This is a genomic window from Bacillus sp. TE9106W (assembly GCF_054062215.1).
In genome coordinates this window covers 64,122-78,258 of sequence record NZ_JBSSFA010000012.1, presented here as the reverse complement: position 1 = coordinate 78,258, position 14,137 = coordinate 64,122, and the positions used below count along the sequence as shown (strand labels likewise).

Below are 14,137 nucleotides of genomic sequence, written 5' to 3'. Positions count from 1 at the left end.
GTATGTATTTCGGACGTTTGCACAATCCCTGCGTTAGCATTAACTAACAGGTTCGAAGGGTCGGAACGAAGTGTTCCCTCTCAGCGGCATGGCTCCCCCTGTGATAACGAAATTCTTTATTTGTTATTGTTTATTGTAAGCGAAATGGGTGAGAATGGCAAACGAATCCATTATGACAATGATTGAAATAAAATTGTAGAAAAATGTTAATAAATATGAAGTCAAAGGGGATAGTGCCAAAGAAATAGAGTGTGCTATAATTCTTTTGAAAATAATTATCATTCTCTTCGGAGGGGGAAGGTTATGAGCTTAGTAGATATTAAAATCGGTGAGAAAGTGTTAGTAAAAAGTATGCGGTCTTTAGATTATTTATTAAAGAGAAGGCTAGCTGCTTTTGGTCTTTCTGAAGGAAGCGAACTTCGTATGAAGCAGAAAGCGATGTTCAAAGGTCCTTGTACATTGGAGTGTCGTGGACAGTTAATTAGTATTCGTCATTGTGACGCGAAAATGATAAAGGTGGAATTAGTGTGAATAAGGTAGCTTTGCTAGGGAATCCGAATACAGGGAAAACCTCATTATTTAATGCACTTACTGGCTCTTATGAATACGTAGGAAACTGGAGCGGTGTAACAGTAGAAAAGAAGGTTGGTAAATTAAAAGATAAGCAAGGAACATTAATTGATTTACCAGGTGTGTATGATTTGAATCCAGTTTCACGTGATGAAGGTGTTGTAACAAATTTTCTATTAACAGAAGAATTTCAGCATATGTTAAATATTGTGGATTCTTCGCAATTTGAACGGAATATGCATTTAACGTTGCAATTACTTGAATTTGGTAAGCCAGTTTCAATTGGGTTAAATATGGTTGATGTGGCGAAGCAAAGAGGTATTGTAATTGATGTCAAACGATTATCAGAACTATTAGGTGTAACAGTTGTTCCTGTCGTTGCAAGAAGCGGAAAAGGTTGTGAAGAATTACTTGCAACTCTTAAAGAAAATGACAAAAAAGAGAAAAAGCCATTCATTATTTCATATGGTGTACAAATGGATGAAGGAATTGGAGAAGTAATTTCTCTTTTAGAGAAAGCGAATTATGAGCATCCGAGATGGTTAGCGCTTCAATTTTTAAGTAATAACGAAGTAGTAGAAAAAGAAATGAAGGTATTACCAATCTATAAGGAACTCAAAGCCATTCGATCTCGCTTAGAAGAAAAACTTGATTGTACGTTGGAAGAGCATATATACAAAACTCGTGAAGCGTATATTGAAAAATTAAAAACAAATGTTATGAAGCATGAGAAAGAAGGGAAAATTCCTTTTTCAGAAAAAATGGATAGATTAATTACACATAAAATTTTAGGACTTCCAATCTTTTTAGCAGTTATGTTTTTTATTTTTCAGGTTACGTTTACGTGGATTGGGACACCTTTATCGGATATGTTAGATGAATTTTTTGCTGGACAGCTTACGGATTGGGTGACAGCTGGACTTACAAGTATCGGAGCTTCTAATTTTATTCAAGCACTCGTTACAGAAGGTATTATTGCCGGTGTTGGTGCTGTATTAGTATTCGTTCCACAAATCTTTGCACTATTCTTTTTCATTTCATTATTAGAAGACTCAGGATATATGGCGCGAATTGCAGTTGTTATGGATAGAATTATGGAATTTTTTGGTTTGAACGGAAAAGCGTTCATTCCCATGATTATCGGTTTCGGATGTAACGTTCCAGGTATTATGGCAGCGAGAACGATTGAACAAGACAAAGAACGTTTACTTACAGTTCTTGTAACACCATTTATGTCTTGTTCGGCACGTTTACCTGTATATGCGTTATTTGCGGGCGTATTCTTCCCTCATAGTCAGGCAACGGTTGTGTTTTCTTTATACGTTGCAGGGATTGTTCTTGCGTTATTAGTTACAAAAATTATGTCTCTTACTATTTTAAAAGCGGAAAAATCTATCTTCGTTATTGAACTACCACCTTACCGCGTGCCACAAGCGAAAACGTTATGGCTAAGTACGTGGGAGAAAGGGAAAGGATTTGTTCGTAAAGCAGGTACCTTTATCTTCGGTGGTTCTGTTGTCATTTGGCTATTAAATTATGCAGGTCCATCAGGATTTGGTGTTGATATGGGAGACAGTTATTTAGCCATGATTGGCGGATTTATCGCACCATTATTTGCACCGCTTGGATTTGGAACGTGGCAAGCTGCAGCGTCCCTTTTAACAGGATTTTTAGCGAAGGAAGTTGTCGTTTCTACAATGGCAATTATTTATGCGGTGAAAGAAGATGTGCTTGGCAATGTAATGGGAGCACATTATACTGCGTTATCAGCTTATGCATTTATGTTCTTTATTTTATTATATGTTCCGTGTTTAGCGACAGTAGCCGTTATTAAACGTGAAACTGGATCAGCGAAATGGACGATTTTCTCAGTCGTTTATCCGCTCGTAGTTGCTTATGTATTAACGCTTATTATATACCAAGTTGGATCCTTACTCGGATTCTAGAAGGAGATGTATAATGATGGTCAATATTATAATTGGAGCTATCATTTTTGGTTATGCAGCATATACGTTAGTTCATTTTGTAAAGAGAAGTAAAAAAGGAAAATGCGCCGCATGTTCTTTGAATAAGTCATGTCAGTCGCAAACTTGTAGTCCGGATACGGAGAAAATTGCTCATAATAAATAGAAAAAAGCTTTGCGAATTTGAATTGAACCCAAAAAGTTAGAAAAATATATTAAGCAACTACTAAGGATTGAACTCCTATAGAATTAGCAATGGTTTTTCCACCTTTAGTACCTTCTAGATATCGTTTTACTGCTTGTATTTTATCTTTTGAAGAAAATTTAACCATAAAAAATGCACCTCCAATTGTTAATTATGTGTCTAACAATTGGAGTGCACTTCATTACAGGCAGTCTTTTTAATCTACTTCAATATCTCGTCCTTCTGTCATCACTTTATTTCTCCAAAGCAAAAGTAATCTCCTAAATTCTGAAGTTTCTAATTTACATTGATTATTTGGTGGGCTAATGTAATAATTAATCGCGCTTGTATATTTAGGTTCAATAAATACAGCAGCAGCATTGTATTCTAGTTCATAACTAGGGTACTTTCCCTCTACGACATGGTCTAAAACTTCTATGTATTCATCCGCTTCATCTTCATCTAGATTTTCTATAAAGTCAGATACAATAGCAATTTCTTTTGGTAAACGAATTCTTAGTCCACCAAATGGGTCACGCCAAAATTCATGTGAATAATTCATTAATACAACCTCACTATCTTCTCGTATATTTTGGATAAGCAGTGGTAATTTCTCCATTTTCAATAATCATCTCAACCTTAAATCCAGAAGAAGTTTGCCCTACGTATTTATTTGGAGCGATTTGAACACGATTGGTATATGCTTCTTTAATAGAATCGACTACCTGGACTCTATTCCAATCCTTAGGGAAAAATGCACCTCCAATTGTTAATTATGTGTCTAACAATTGGGGTGCACTTCATTCGCGAAGCTTTTTTGTTTTACTTCTTAATTTTTACAAGTTGTGATGATTCTACATCATTCTTTCCAGGAAATTCTTTACTTGGGTCTTTATCAAATTTTAATACCCCAACAGATTTTTCATCACCTTTTACATTGCTGTAAGTTGCGTCATCAACAATGGCATACATATCTGTATATGTACGGCCACTTCCGATAATTGTATTGCCTTCGTATTTTAATTTTGCCCCATCAAGTGTAGCATTTTCTACTTTTTCTTTTGCGAATAATACACCTTGTTCTGTTGTTACAGCTGGTAATTTATCAAGTGGCTTCGTGTCGTCTTTTGCATCCACTTTGCTAAGTAACTCTTTCTTCACAAGTTCTTCACCAGTTTTCTTATCCATGACAAGAACTTTTTTACCGTCTAATGTTGTCATTTTCATTTTATAGAAGTCTTTTTCTTTCACTTCTTTTTTATTTTTATCTGCAATTTGTGTTACTTGTTCTTCTGTTCCGTACAGTACAAATCCGTTTGCTTTTTCTCCTAATAAAGAACAACCTGATAATGCTCCGAATGAAATTGCTGCTGCTAACCCGATTCCTACTAATTTTTTCATGGTGATTTCTCCTTTTATCTGTTTTATAGTAAATACATTTTTGTATTCGTTCTGAAATGATGAGAAGCTTGTTTGTTGCTTCTAGTATTAGTGTATAAGAAATAAGGAAACGTAACTATCGAGTTAGCTTACAGTAACATTACAATAATGTAATTTAGTGAAAGTGCACAAAAGTAAGTTAATTTCAAAGAGAAATAATGAGAATATATTAGAAATACAATATTGTATCTAGAATGTCATATTATATTGGATGTATTTTGGAAATAACATGTAAGTACATCTTCGTTTTGTTATAATAAACACATAGCTGTAAAAATGACCATTCTTTACTGTTAAGGGAGATTTTTTATTTTTCCAAGTAGTGAATTTGAAATATGAGGTATATTATAGGAGGAATTTAGATGTCTGTATTTAAACGATTACGAGATTTAACAATGTCAAATGTGTATTCATTAATTGAAAAAGCGGAAGATCCAGTTAAGATGACGGATCAATATTTACGCGATATGCAAGCGGATGTACAAGAAGCTGAGAAAAGTGTAGCAGCTCAAATTGCACTAGAGAAGAAATTCAAAATCTTATTTGAAGAGCAAGAAGCACTTGTGAAAAAACGTGAAGAGCAAGCTCATATGGCTGTTCAAGCTAGTAACTTAGATCTTGCGCGCCGTGCACTAGAAGAAAAACAAAATGCAGAGCAAAAGATGAATGAGTATAAAGCAAGCTATGAACAAAACAAAGCCGCTGCTGACAATCTTCGCCTGAAGCTAGAAGAAATGCGTAAGCAATTAACAGAGCTGAAAAATAAACGTGAGACACTTGTAGCACGTGTAAATGCGGCGAAAGCACAAAAGAATATTAATCAGGCGATGTCTGGATTTGATTCAAACTCAGCGAAAGCTGGTTTAAGCCGTATGGAAGAGAAAGCTCTTCAATTAGAGGCTGAAGCAGAAGCAAGCGGTGAAGTGTACAAAAAAGAAAAGTCATTAGATGATGAATTCGCAAGCTTAAACAAAAATTCTGCTGTTGATGATGAATTAGCTCGTATTATGAAGCAGTATGAGAAATAATATAAAATAGAGACAAATGAACCGACATGTCTAAATAAATTCATGTCGGTTTTCTATTATTTTTTAGAGGAGGTTTTGCAATGACATGGACAAATGTATTAGCCATGCTTGTATGGACTGGAGCGAGTGCAGTACTTTTATTTGCAATTATGTGGGTTGATTCAATTTTTACTAAATACAATGACTTAAAAGAAATTAAAAATGGGAATACAGCTGTAACAACTCGTTTCGTCATGAAATTATTGGCGCAAGGGTACATTTTATCTCAATCGATTACGAAAGCAAATGACTTATGGCAAGCGCTACTTGCATCAGCAGTTTCTTTCGTTATTTTATTAGTAGTAGAAATGTTTATCGAATTTGTGTTAAAGAAAATGGCTGGCTTAGATTTAGAAGAAGGTACGAAAGAAGGCAGTGTTGCACACGCGATGTTGGCCGGATCATTACATATTGTTGGTGCACTTATTTTAGGTGCTTGTTTATAAAGAGAGAAGGAGGGGTAGATCATGAGTTTATTTAAACGAATTAAAAATATAATGAAAAGCCCAGAACCGCCGAAACCAGAGAAAAGTTTGTTAACGTTAGCTCCTGGCGATATGGTTGAAGTTTCATTAGTCATGTACGAATTAATTGGGAAAACGAGTATGCATTCTCGTAAAGAAATTGTTTTAACACTACAAGACGGGAAAGATATTCGTTATTTAAAAATTGAAGACCGTGAAAATACGTATTATAAATTATATACACCAATTGATGGTCGTTTAGATTCGATTGATGAAATTCCGACCACAATTGAGATGGATGATACAGAGTACCATATGGAAGAGCAATATAACGGACGTGTTGTTGTGATGGGGAAAACACCATTCTCTGCTTCAGAAGAACAGTATGTATGGGAATTCCAATCAGATAATCGAAAATTATTGCGTATTGAATGGCAAAATGGTCGCACAATGATGTATGAGGGAGAAGCAATTATTCCTGCTGATGTACAAATTATAAGAGCAACGTAAGGGGGCGTAATCATGTCAAACCGATTGTTTACCATGATTAAATCGTTCGTGATCCCTATACTTGCTATCGTTATATTACTTGTTGTTGCTGGATATGCCTTATCAGGTTGCCAAGGCGGACAGACAAAGTCGATTCAAGACCGTTATCCGCTTGAATCTGTCGCAAAAGAAGGTAAACAAGAATCTTACGTGTATAGGGCCGCCAATCGGTCAGTTCCTGAAGTAGCGAAGGAACTCATTAATGAAAGAGAACCGAAGCAAGCATCTAAAGAAGATGAAAATCAAATGTTCCTCGTTTATTCTGATAAAATGTATAATTTGCAAAAGGATAAAGAGAAACCATCTGATACGTTAATTGAAGTAAGCAATGAAGAATTTGTCCGTCAAAATTACCAACCATCCTTCCTGCAAGGATATATTATGGGGAGTATTTTAAACGATATATTCGGTTCACGAAAATCATCATACGGTGATTATCGCGGATATAATGACAGACAAAATCATAAACCAGTTATTCCAGAAAGACCACCTACGAAAGAAGAAAAGAAAACCCCGCCTCCAATTACGAAGGAAGGGAAAGGATCTATCATTAAGCGAGGCGATAATGTAGATTCGAAACCTTCTGTAGGAGATACAGGAAGTATTACGAAAAAAGGAAGTAGTACGCCTCCGCCTTCTACTGGAAGCAAAGGGAAAATTACGAAAAATCCAGGTGGTTCAAGCGGATCAGATGTGAAGCCGAAATCATCTATTAAAACGCCGCCAAGGAATACATCGCCTCCGAAAACGAGGGTCGGTGGTTCAGGGAAAATTACGAAGAGAAGATAGGTATAGAGGCCGAAAAGTGGAATTCGCTTTTCGGTCTTTTTATTGTGGAAATTAATTCTTTGTAACTGGTACAATTAAGTTATAAGGAGGGATTAGTATGACTATGTATAAAAGATTTAGTGTAATTATGTTCCTCGTCTTATTCTTAAGTTTGTTTATTAGCACAACGATGAAATTCCACTTTGTAGTAGGTATTCTATGGATATTATGTACATGTACTCTTTTTCTATATGTTCCGCTTCGTTTTCAACAAGAAGTACCGGCTTTTCAAAAATACGTAGCATGGATTAAAAGCGGGGGGAGATGGGGCGAGTAAAAATATATCAACGATTATTGGAATATATCGACCACAACTCAAAATATATCAGCGATTATTGGAATATATCAATCACAACTCAAAATATATCAGCGATTATCGAAATATATCGACCACAACTCAAAATATATCAGCGATTATTAGAATATATCGACTTACCGACAAAAACTGACAATGGTAAAAGAAGAGGGTATGCCAACATATTGGCACACCCTCGTTTTTCATAACGATTAATGAATATCACGTTTCTTAAAGTTACCACCTTTTACTTCCGCTACATCATAAACTGTAATAAAAGCGTGTGGATCGATTTCATTAATAAGTTCTTTCATTTTACTTTCTTCTAAACGGTTAATTACACAAGAAATTTCTTTGAATTTCTCTCTTGAATAACCACCGTACACTTCGTTATATGTTGCACTTCGGCCTAAACGATCGCGAATTGTTTCTACCATTAATTCAGGCTCTTTTGTAATAATTTTAAATGCTTTCGAACCACTTAAACCGACTTCAACGATATGAATCACTTTCGAAGCGATAAAGTACGCAATTGCCGAAAGGATAGCTCCCTGAAGACCGAATACTGTAGATACGAAAATAAATACGAACATGTTTAAGAATAAAATAAGGTCACTCGTTCCAAATGGTAACTTACGAGAAAGCAATACAGCTAGCATATCGATTCCATCTAATGCCCCGCCGTTACGTAATGCTAGTCCCATACCAAAACCGATAATGATACCACCAACAACTGTAACTAATAATGTATCCCCTTCAATAATAGCTGGTATTCCGTGCATGACAACGGTACCTATTGCTAATGAAGCAATCCCAATAATAGAATAAATTGCAAAGCTTTTACCGATTTGCTTATATCCTAACCAAACGAAAGGAATGTTAATAATTGCGATTAGAGCTCCTAATGGCAATCCAAATAATCTTGAACTAACGATACTTAAACCAGTTACACCACCGTCTGATACGTTATTTGGAATTAATACTGCTTCTAATCCGTACGCTGTAATAAATGCCCCAATAATAATCATCAAAGCTTTTGAAGCAATTTTTAGCTTATTGGGCTTGTTTTTGATAATTTTCTCCATGTAATTTCCTCGTTTCAAACTAGTTTCTTATTTGTTACGTAATTCACACCTAATTACCATTTTAACATTTAATTTGAAAAAATTCTCTTTAAAGGATGTATGCAGGGAATATTATCACCATATTATCTTTAAAATATTTTTGAAATAAGTATAAGAAATCCCATCCTTTCAAAGGATGGGATGCTATTAAGAAAATATAAAACTAAGTACTGATACAAATAAAGCGAATCCTAAAATAACTCCGCAAAACTTCATATGACGTTTACGCCCCATTACGACAATCGCAACATATTCACGAATCATCGCGTTAGGCCAATAATAAAAAGCAGTTTTTGATCCGATTCCTTGGCTATTAAGACCGGCCTGCTTTGCGTATATACCGGCGCGGAAAAGATGGAAGTTGTTTGTTGTAAAGATACTTCTATACTTACCTTCAGGTTTTAAAGAATCCATAATTTCTTTAGAGAACAACATATTTTGATATGTGTTTACAGAGCGATTTTCTTGCACTGTATGTTCAAGCGGAATTCCTTTTTCAACAGCATACTTTTGCATCGCTTCTGCTTCAGGAAGGCCTTCATCTGGACCTTGGCCACCAGAAAATATAATTGTTGGTGGTGTATTCACAGCTGCTTGTTTCCAGTAAAAGTCGATTGCTTTATGAATACGACTTGCAAGTAAAGGTGGTACTTTATCATTAATTAAGCCACTTCCAAGAACGATGATGAAATCTTGATTACGTCTTGGTCTGTTGAATTGATATAGAAAATAAGCGCTTAAAAAGTTAGATAAGTGTATAAAGAAATATACAGTTATAAGGGAAATACCTGCAAAAATAGGCTCTAAATGTGATGAGACCAAACTTGCTGGATTTATAATAGGAAGTAACATAAAGAATAATATCCCTAAAGCAGCAAGGAGTGTTAAACAGTTAGTGAACCGTCGTCCTTCGCGCTTCATTAAAATTCTAGCATTAAGAAATAACCCAAACATTAAGGCAATAATGCCAAAAGGAATCATAATGATAAGTGCTAAAATAGGTAAAATGATACTATAGCGTAAGATATCACTACTTGAATTCACAGATATAATTACACAAAAAAGAAGGAAAAAACAGATAAAGGTATTAAATAAAAAGCCGTTTATTATTTTTCGTGGATCTTTTAAATAGGAGATAAGAAAAATAATAAACAGTATAAGAGGGATAATTCCGAAATACAGCATAAATATAGTACACCTCGACTTGTATAAGAATTTGACATACCTTTTATATTACATGATTTTATAATTGAAAATGAAAGAAAAAGGATTTTGAATTTTCTCAATAAAATATATGGATACATATGTTACAATATATTCAAAGCGATATATTAAAAGTAAAATGGTTGAAGAGGCACTCTATGGAGTGTCTTTTCTTTTTTGTATGTAATTATGCATATTAGATTTATTTTCAAGTGAAGAGGATTAAAATATAAGTGGTAGGCAGACTATATAAAGCAGAATTTAATACAAACATTTCCCTCTACTTTTTGTATCTAACAATCGTATAAAAATAAATAATTCTGTTTTATAGTGTTTGTTTATGAAAGGCACCTTCTCTGAAGGCGCCTTTTTATTGTTTAGTATAGACAGTTTTTACTGTTTGCATAGTGGAAACTATCTATACTAAACATTAGCAATCTTCCGTATAAATATTATCAATTTACTATATATTCCAGCGGTGTTAACCTACATATGAAAGGCTTTCTTTTTCAAAATATTACCCCTAATAAATTTTTGAAGAAGTCAACTGTCTCCAGACTTGCCATTCATGCTTAGCAAAAAAGAATCCTTTGGATTCTTTTTTGTGTTCGACAAAATATGACAATATACATTTAAATAATTTGTTATATTGTTAAATGGTTATTATGGTAAAGAGAAGGAGACTTAAGTATGGGATTAAAAAAATTAATTGTAACAGGTGCAATTGTTGCAACTACAGCAGTTACTTCAATTGGAACAGCGCAAGCAAGCGCAGAGTTTAAAGATGTTCCAAACAATCATTGGTCTTATAAAGCAATTATGGATTTAGCAAATAAAAACGTTGTTGCTGGATACGGAAATGGACTTTTTGGATTTGGTGATGATGTAACGCGTGAGCAAGTTGCCGCTCTTATGTTCCGTCATTTAAAACCGACAGTAAAAGAACAGTATAACAATCCATATAAAGATATTACGGATCGTTCAACTCTGTTTAAGAAAGAGATTCTTGCTTTAACAGAGATGGGTGTATTCGTTGGAGATAACACAGGAAAATTTAGACCGAAAGATTCGTTAACTCGTGAAGAAATGGCACAAATTTTGACAAGAGGATTCCAATTGCAAATTAGAGGGGATCATAATTTCCCGGATGTAGATAGAAATGGATGGGCGAATCCTGCGATTACTGCAATTAAATCAAATTATATTACGGCTGGAACTGGTGATGGTACATTCGCACCTAAAATGCATGTAAGTCGTGAACAATACGTTCAGTTCTTATATAATGCAACGTTACCATTTGAAGAAAGACCAGGAGCAAAACAACCACAGCCACAACCGAAACCAGAAGTAAAACCAGATCCGAAACGTTTTGCTAACTGTAAAGAAGCAAACGATGCGGGATATTATGATATTACAAGAGATAGTCCTTATTATGGTAAGCATTTAGACCGTGATGGCGATGGAATTGCTTGTGAGAAAAAGAAAAAAGGTAAATAAGAAAAAAGCACTCAGTTTGAGTGCTTTTTTCTTATGGAAACATGCTATTTTTTTAGGCACTTTTCATAAAATGAAAGTAAGGAAATGAAAGTGGGTGACAAAATGCCATCAGTTGTGGAAGGTGTTATTATTGAAAATTGTAACGGAACGATTAATTTAGGAGATAAATATAACGTGCAGCCGATTGAAAAAACGAAAGCTTATAATGGATCGGGATCATCGAATACAGGAAAAAAAGTACAAACATTTAGTGGGATTAGTACATCAGATGTAGGGGATAGCGATGTCAATGATCAAGGAATACAATTTACTTTATAGAGAAATATGCAAAGTTGCATAAAATGATGAACTTACCTTGTGCTACAATCTAGCTGTGAGCTGTTAATGATTCTTCTGTATTATAGTTGTTAGATTAGAAATATAACATCCTATCGAAAATCATACGTATAAAAAAGACACTTCAAACGAAGTGTCTTTTTTCATTTTAGTGGTACCCTTTAGCAGAGTCTTTATGAATTTTATTTTTAAAGATACTGTAACTCCAAAGTTGATATCCAATAACAATTGGTACCATAACCATTGCAACGAAGAACATAATTTTTAAGTTTAATTGACTACCAGCTGCGTTGTATAACGTTGTACTATAAGCATCATTAATACGAGATGGTAACATTCTTGGGAACATACCCGCAAAGCCAGTTGTCATAAACATTGCGATTGTTAAGCAAACGAATGTGAATGCAAGACCGATTTTATGTTTGTACACCATAATAAGCGCGAGTACACTCATTAACATTGCAAGTACTGGAAGAATGAATAGTACCGGGTACTCTGTGAAGTTTTGGAATAAATTTGTACGATTTGCAGTTGCTACATAGAAAATAGCTAAAATGATAGCAGCTGCCATTGAAAATGGTCTTGCGATTTTATAAGCACGGTCGGATACTTCACCAGTCGTTTTAATCATAACCCAAAGGGCACCGGATACGACGAATATAGCAGTGAAGAACAATCCTCCTAAAATACCGTAATGATTTAGTAAGCTAAGTAAATTTCCTTCATAGCCATTTTTTCCGATTTGCAGTCCGTAATAAAGATTAGCAAATGTAACACCGAATAGGAAAGCAATTAAGAAACTACCAATTGCAAATGCCCATTTACAAGTTTTTTGCCAAATTGGTGAATCATCTTTATGCATGAATTCCAGTCCAGCAGCCCGAGCAAATAGTGCAAGTAATACTAAGAATAACGGTGTATATAAATAACTAAACATATTTGCATAAGTGACTGGGAAGGCAGCAAATGTTGCACCACCAGCTGTAATTAACCACACTTCATTACCGCCCCAGAACGGGCCAATTGCTTCTTGTAATTGATTTCGTTCTTGTCGATCTTTCGTAACGAAAGGAAAAATCATTCCGTTACCAAGTGCATACCCATCAAGAATGAAGTAAACTGTCCAAATCACGCCCCATAGACCAAACCAGATGATTGCAAGCATATCATGAGACATGAGCCACGCCTCCCTTAGTAGCAGGTTCTTCTAATGCTGCTGGTCCTTTTTTCGCGAACTTCAGCATTAAATATACGTCTGCGATTAAAAGTAAAGTGTAGAACAAGATTAAACTAATTAAAGAGAACCAAATTTGCGGGACAGATATAGGTGATACAGATTCTGCTGTACGCATTAGTTTATAAACTGTCCATGGTTGACGACCTACTTCGGCAACAATCCAACCAGCGTTAATTGCGATATATGGTAGTAAAACAGACCATATTGTAATTTTTAAGTAACGTTTTGAGTTTTCCAGTTTTCCTTTTCGGTTTAAGTAGAAACCGTACCAAGTTAATGCCATAAAGAACATACCAAGTGCAACCATTAAGCGGAAGCTATAGTACACGAGGTTAACATTTGGGCGATCTTCTTTCGGAATATCTTTTAAACCAACAATTTCTCCATCAAATGAATTTGTATAGAAGAAACTTCCTAGTTTCGGAATCGTAAGGAATTCAAAATTCTTTTCGTTTTTTACATCAGGAATTTGAACAATCGAGAAGCCTTGTCCTTTTCCAGTTTCCCAAACAGCTTCCATCGCAGCACCTTTAGCTGGTTGATATTTAGCTGCTGATACACCAGATTGATGTCCTATAAACGGTGTAATTGTTGCGGCGAATAAGCCTAACAGTAAACCAAACTTAAATGATTTTTTGAAGAACTCAACTTCATTTTTACGTAATAAGTGATAGGCACTAATTGCCATAACGAAGAAAGCACCAACAATATAACAACCAATTACAGTATGGAAGAACATATTCCAAGCGTATGGATTCGTAACGAGTGCCCAGAAATCATTTAATTCAGCGCGGCCGTTACGCACGACGTAGCCAACTGGGTTTTGCATAAAGCCGTTTGCTGTAATAATCCAAAGGGCGGAAATATTTGTTCCAAGTGCAACCATCCACATACAGAAGGCACGGAACTTTGGTGAAATTTTGTCTTTACCGAATAACCATATTCCCATGAAAGTAGATTCTAAGAAGAAGGCAACGAGTGCTTCGATTGCGAGAGGGGATCCGAAAATATCTCCCATATATTTGGAGTACTCAGACCAGTTTGTTCCAAATTGGAATTCCATCGTAATCCCGGTTATAATCCCCATTACGAAGTTAATTGTAAATAATTTACCCCAGAAATTTGCCATTTTGCGGTATGTTGGATTCAATGTGCGGGCGTATTGAGTTTCCATACATGCTACTAAAATGACAAGTCCGATTGTCAAAGGTACAAATAAAAAGTGATAAAAAATAGTAATTGCAAATTGAAAACGACTCAGTAACAGAACGTCGGACATAATAAATATTCACTCCTTTTTTACATTATCTACAATTAGTTTATAGTGAAAATAGGATTATAGTATGTGAGACTTGTTACAAAGCTGTGTGTATATTTTG

The 14,137-nt window shown here is 35.0% G+C and carries 18 protein-coding genes, 1 pseudogene and 1 riboswitch; of the genes and pseudogenes, 11 read left to right on the top strand and 8 right to left on the bottom strand.

Annotated elements, in window-relative coordinates; translation table 11 throughout:
- Window positions 1-7: 7 nt before the first annotated feature.
- Window positions 8-109: riboswitch (TPP riboswitch) on the bottom strand.
- Window positions 110-303: 194 nt separating this feature from the next.
- The 3 genes from ACVWY7_RS20115 to ACVWY7_RS20105 are packed head-to-tail and all read left to right on the top strand — an operon-like array spanning window position 304 to window position 2,700.
- Window positions 304-531, top strand: a complete 228-nt coding sequence (locus tag ACVWY7_RS20115) for a FeoA family protein (RefSeq protein WP_000060516.1) — start codon at window positions 304-306, stop codon at window positions 529-531.
- The gene (feoB, locus tag ACVWY7_RS20110) at window positions 528-2,516 is read left to right on the top strand and encodes a ferrous iron transport protein B (RefSeq protein ID WP_071736651.1); all 1,989 of its coding nucleotides are present in this window, start codon (window positions 528-530) and stop codon (window positions 2,514-2,516) included. Before ACVWY7_RS20115 ends, feoB begins: the two co-directional genes overlap by 4 nt.
- A 13-nt stretch (window positions 2,517-2,529) precedes the next feature.
- Window positions 2,530-2,700 carry a FeoB-associated Cys-rich membrane protein gene (locus ACVWY7_RS20105; RefSeq protein WP_071736650.1) on the top strand — a complete coding sequence of 57 codons (171 nt, stop codon included), beginning with the start codon at window positions 2,530-2,532 and terminating at the stop codon, window positions 2,698-2,700.
- 70 nt (window positions 2,701-2,770) lie between these two features.
- On the opposite strand, the pseudogene ACVWY7_RS20100 reads toward ACVWY7_RS20105, so the two are convergent.
- From ACVWY7_RS20100 to ACVWY7_RS20085, 4 genes and pseudogenes are all read right to left on the bottom strand, one after another.
- Window positions 2,771-2,866 (bottom strand): annotated as a pseudogene (locus tag ACVWY7_RS20100) (YolD-like family protein); the annotation flags it as partial.
- Between the two features lie 69 nt (window positions 2,867-2,935).
- Window positions 2,936-3,337 (bottom strand): hypothetical protein, encoded by a 402-nt coding sequence (locus ACVWY7_RS20095; RefSeq protein WP_000413492.1) that lies wholly within the window; start codon window positions 3,335-3,337, stop codon window positions 2,936-2,938.
- Window positions 3,294-3,431 carry an EndoU domain-containing protein gene (locus ACVWY7_RS20090; protein WP_230459591.1) on the bottom strand — a complete coding sequence of 46 codons (138 nt, stop codon included), beginning with the start codon at window positions 3,429-3,431 and terminating at the stop codon, window positions 3,294-3,296. Before ACVWY7_RS20090 ends, ACVWY7_RS20095 begins: the two co-directional genes overlap by 44 nt.
- 109 nt (window positions 3,432-3,540) lie before the next feature.
- The gene (locus ACVWY7_RS20085; RefSeq protein ID WP_000737486.1) at window positions 3,541-4,119 is read right to left on the bottom strand and encodes a lipoprotein BA_5634 family protein; all 579 of its coding nucleotides are present in this window, start codon (window positions 4,117-4,119) and stop codon (window positions 3,541-3,543) included.
- 401 nt (window positions 4,120-4,520) lie between these two features.
- Here ACVWY7_RS20085 and ACVWY7_RS20080 point away from each other — a divergent pair, with 401 nt between their 5' ends.
- The 6 genes from ACVWY7_RS20080 to ACVWY7_RS20055 all read left to right on the top strand — a co-directional run bounded on the left by ACVWY7_RS20080 (window position 4,521) and on the right by ACVWY7_RS20055 (window position 7,570).
- Complete coding sequence (locus tag ACVWY7_RS20080; protein ID WP_000110287.1) at window positions 4,521-5,186, top strand: PspA/IM30 family protein; 666 nt, start codon at window positions 4,521-4,523, stop codon at window positions 5,184-5,186.
- Between the two features lie 80 nt (window positions 5,187-5,266).
- Entirely contained in the window at window positions 5,267-5,671 is a 405-nt protein-coding gene (locus ACVWY7_RS20075; RefSeq protein ID WP_000220324.1) for a DUF350 domain-containing protein, read from the top strand.
- A 21-nt stretch (window positions 5,672-5,692) separates the two neighbouring features.
- A complete protein-coding gene (locus ACVWY7_RS20070; protein WP_000051759.1) occupies window positions 5,693-6,199 on the top strand; it encodes a DUF4178 domain-containing protein in 507 nt (168 codons plus the stop codon).
- Between the two features lie 12 nt (window positions 6,200-6,211).
- Window positions 6,212-7,027, top strand: coding sequence for a DUF4247 domain-containing protein (locus tag ACVWY7_RS20065; protein WP_000071198.1), 816 nt, complete (start codon window positions 6,212-6,214; stop codon window positions 7,025-7,027).
- 97 nt (window positions 7,028-7,124) lie between these two features.
- Window positions 7,125-7,343, top strand: a complete 219-nt coding sequence (locus ACVWY7_RS20060) for a hypothetical protein (RefSeq protein WP_000180098.1) — start codon at window positions 7,125-7,127, stop codon at window positions 7,341-7,343.
- Window positions 7,331-7,570: a hypothetical protein gene (locus ACVWY7_RS20055; RefSeq protein WP_429669314.1), complete on the top strand. Its 240-nt coding sequence runs from the start codon at window positions 7,331-7,333 to the stop codon at window positions 7,568-7,570. The genes ACVWY7_RS20060 and ACVWY7_RS20055 overlap by 13 nt, the downstream gene beginning before the upstream one ends.
- Window positions 7,571-7,573: 3 nt before the next feature.
- On the opposite strand, the gene ACVWY7_RS20050 is transcribed toward ACVWY7_RS20055, so the two are convergent.
- A complete protein-coding gene (locus tag ACVWY7_RS20050; RefSeq protein WP_000411239.1) occupies window positions 7,574-8,446 on the bottom strand; it encodes a YitT family protein in 873 nt (290 codons plus the stop codon).
- 186 nt (window positions 8,447-8,632) lie between these two features.
- Window positions 8,633-9,670, bottom strand: coding sequence for a YdcF family protein (locus ACVWY7_RS20045; protein ID WP_073522270.1), 1,038 nt, complete (start codon window positions 9,668-9,670; stop codon window positions 8,633-8,635).
- 708 nt (window positions 9,671-10,378) lie between these two features.
- On the opposite strand from ACVWY7_RS20045, the gene ACVWY7_RS20040 reads away from it, so the two are divergent.
- Together ACVWY7_RS20040 and ACVWY7_RS20035 are read left to right on the top strand one after the other, a co-directional pair.
- Window positions 10,379-11,185, top strand: coding sequence for an S-layer homology domain-containing protein (locus ACVWY7_RS20040; RefSeq protein WP_000523322.1), 807 nt, complete (start codon window positions 10,379-10,381; stop codon window positions 11,183-11,185).
- Between the two features lie 84 nt (window positions 11,186-11,269).
- Entirely contained in the window at window positions 11,270-11,503 is a 234-nt protein-coding gene (locus tag ACVWY7_RS20035; RefSeq protein ID WP_033682702.1) for a spore germination protein, read from the top strand.
- Between the two features lie 166 nt (window positions 11,504-11,669).
- Here ACVWY7_RS20035 and cydB read toward each other — a convergent pair whose 3' ends face one another.
- Window positions 11,670-12,698, bottom strand: coding sequence for a cytochrome d ubiquinol oxidase subunit II (gene cydB, locus ACVWY7_RS20030; protein WP_000017662.1), 1,029 nt, complete (start codon window positions 12,696-12,698; stop codon window positions 11,670-11,672).
- Window positions 12,688-14,037 carry a cytochrome ubiquinol oxidase subunit I gene (gene cydA, locus ACVWY7_RS20025; protein WP_001286160.1) on the bottom strand — a complete coding sequence of 450 codons (1,350 nt, stop codon included), beginning with the start codon at window positions 14,035-14,037 and terminating at the stop codon, window positions 12,688-12,690. Before cydA ends, cydB begins: the two co-directional genes overlap by 11 nt.
- Window positions 14,038-14,137 lie beyond the last annotated feature (100 nt).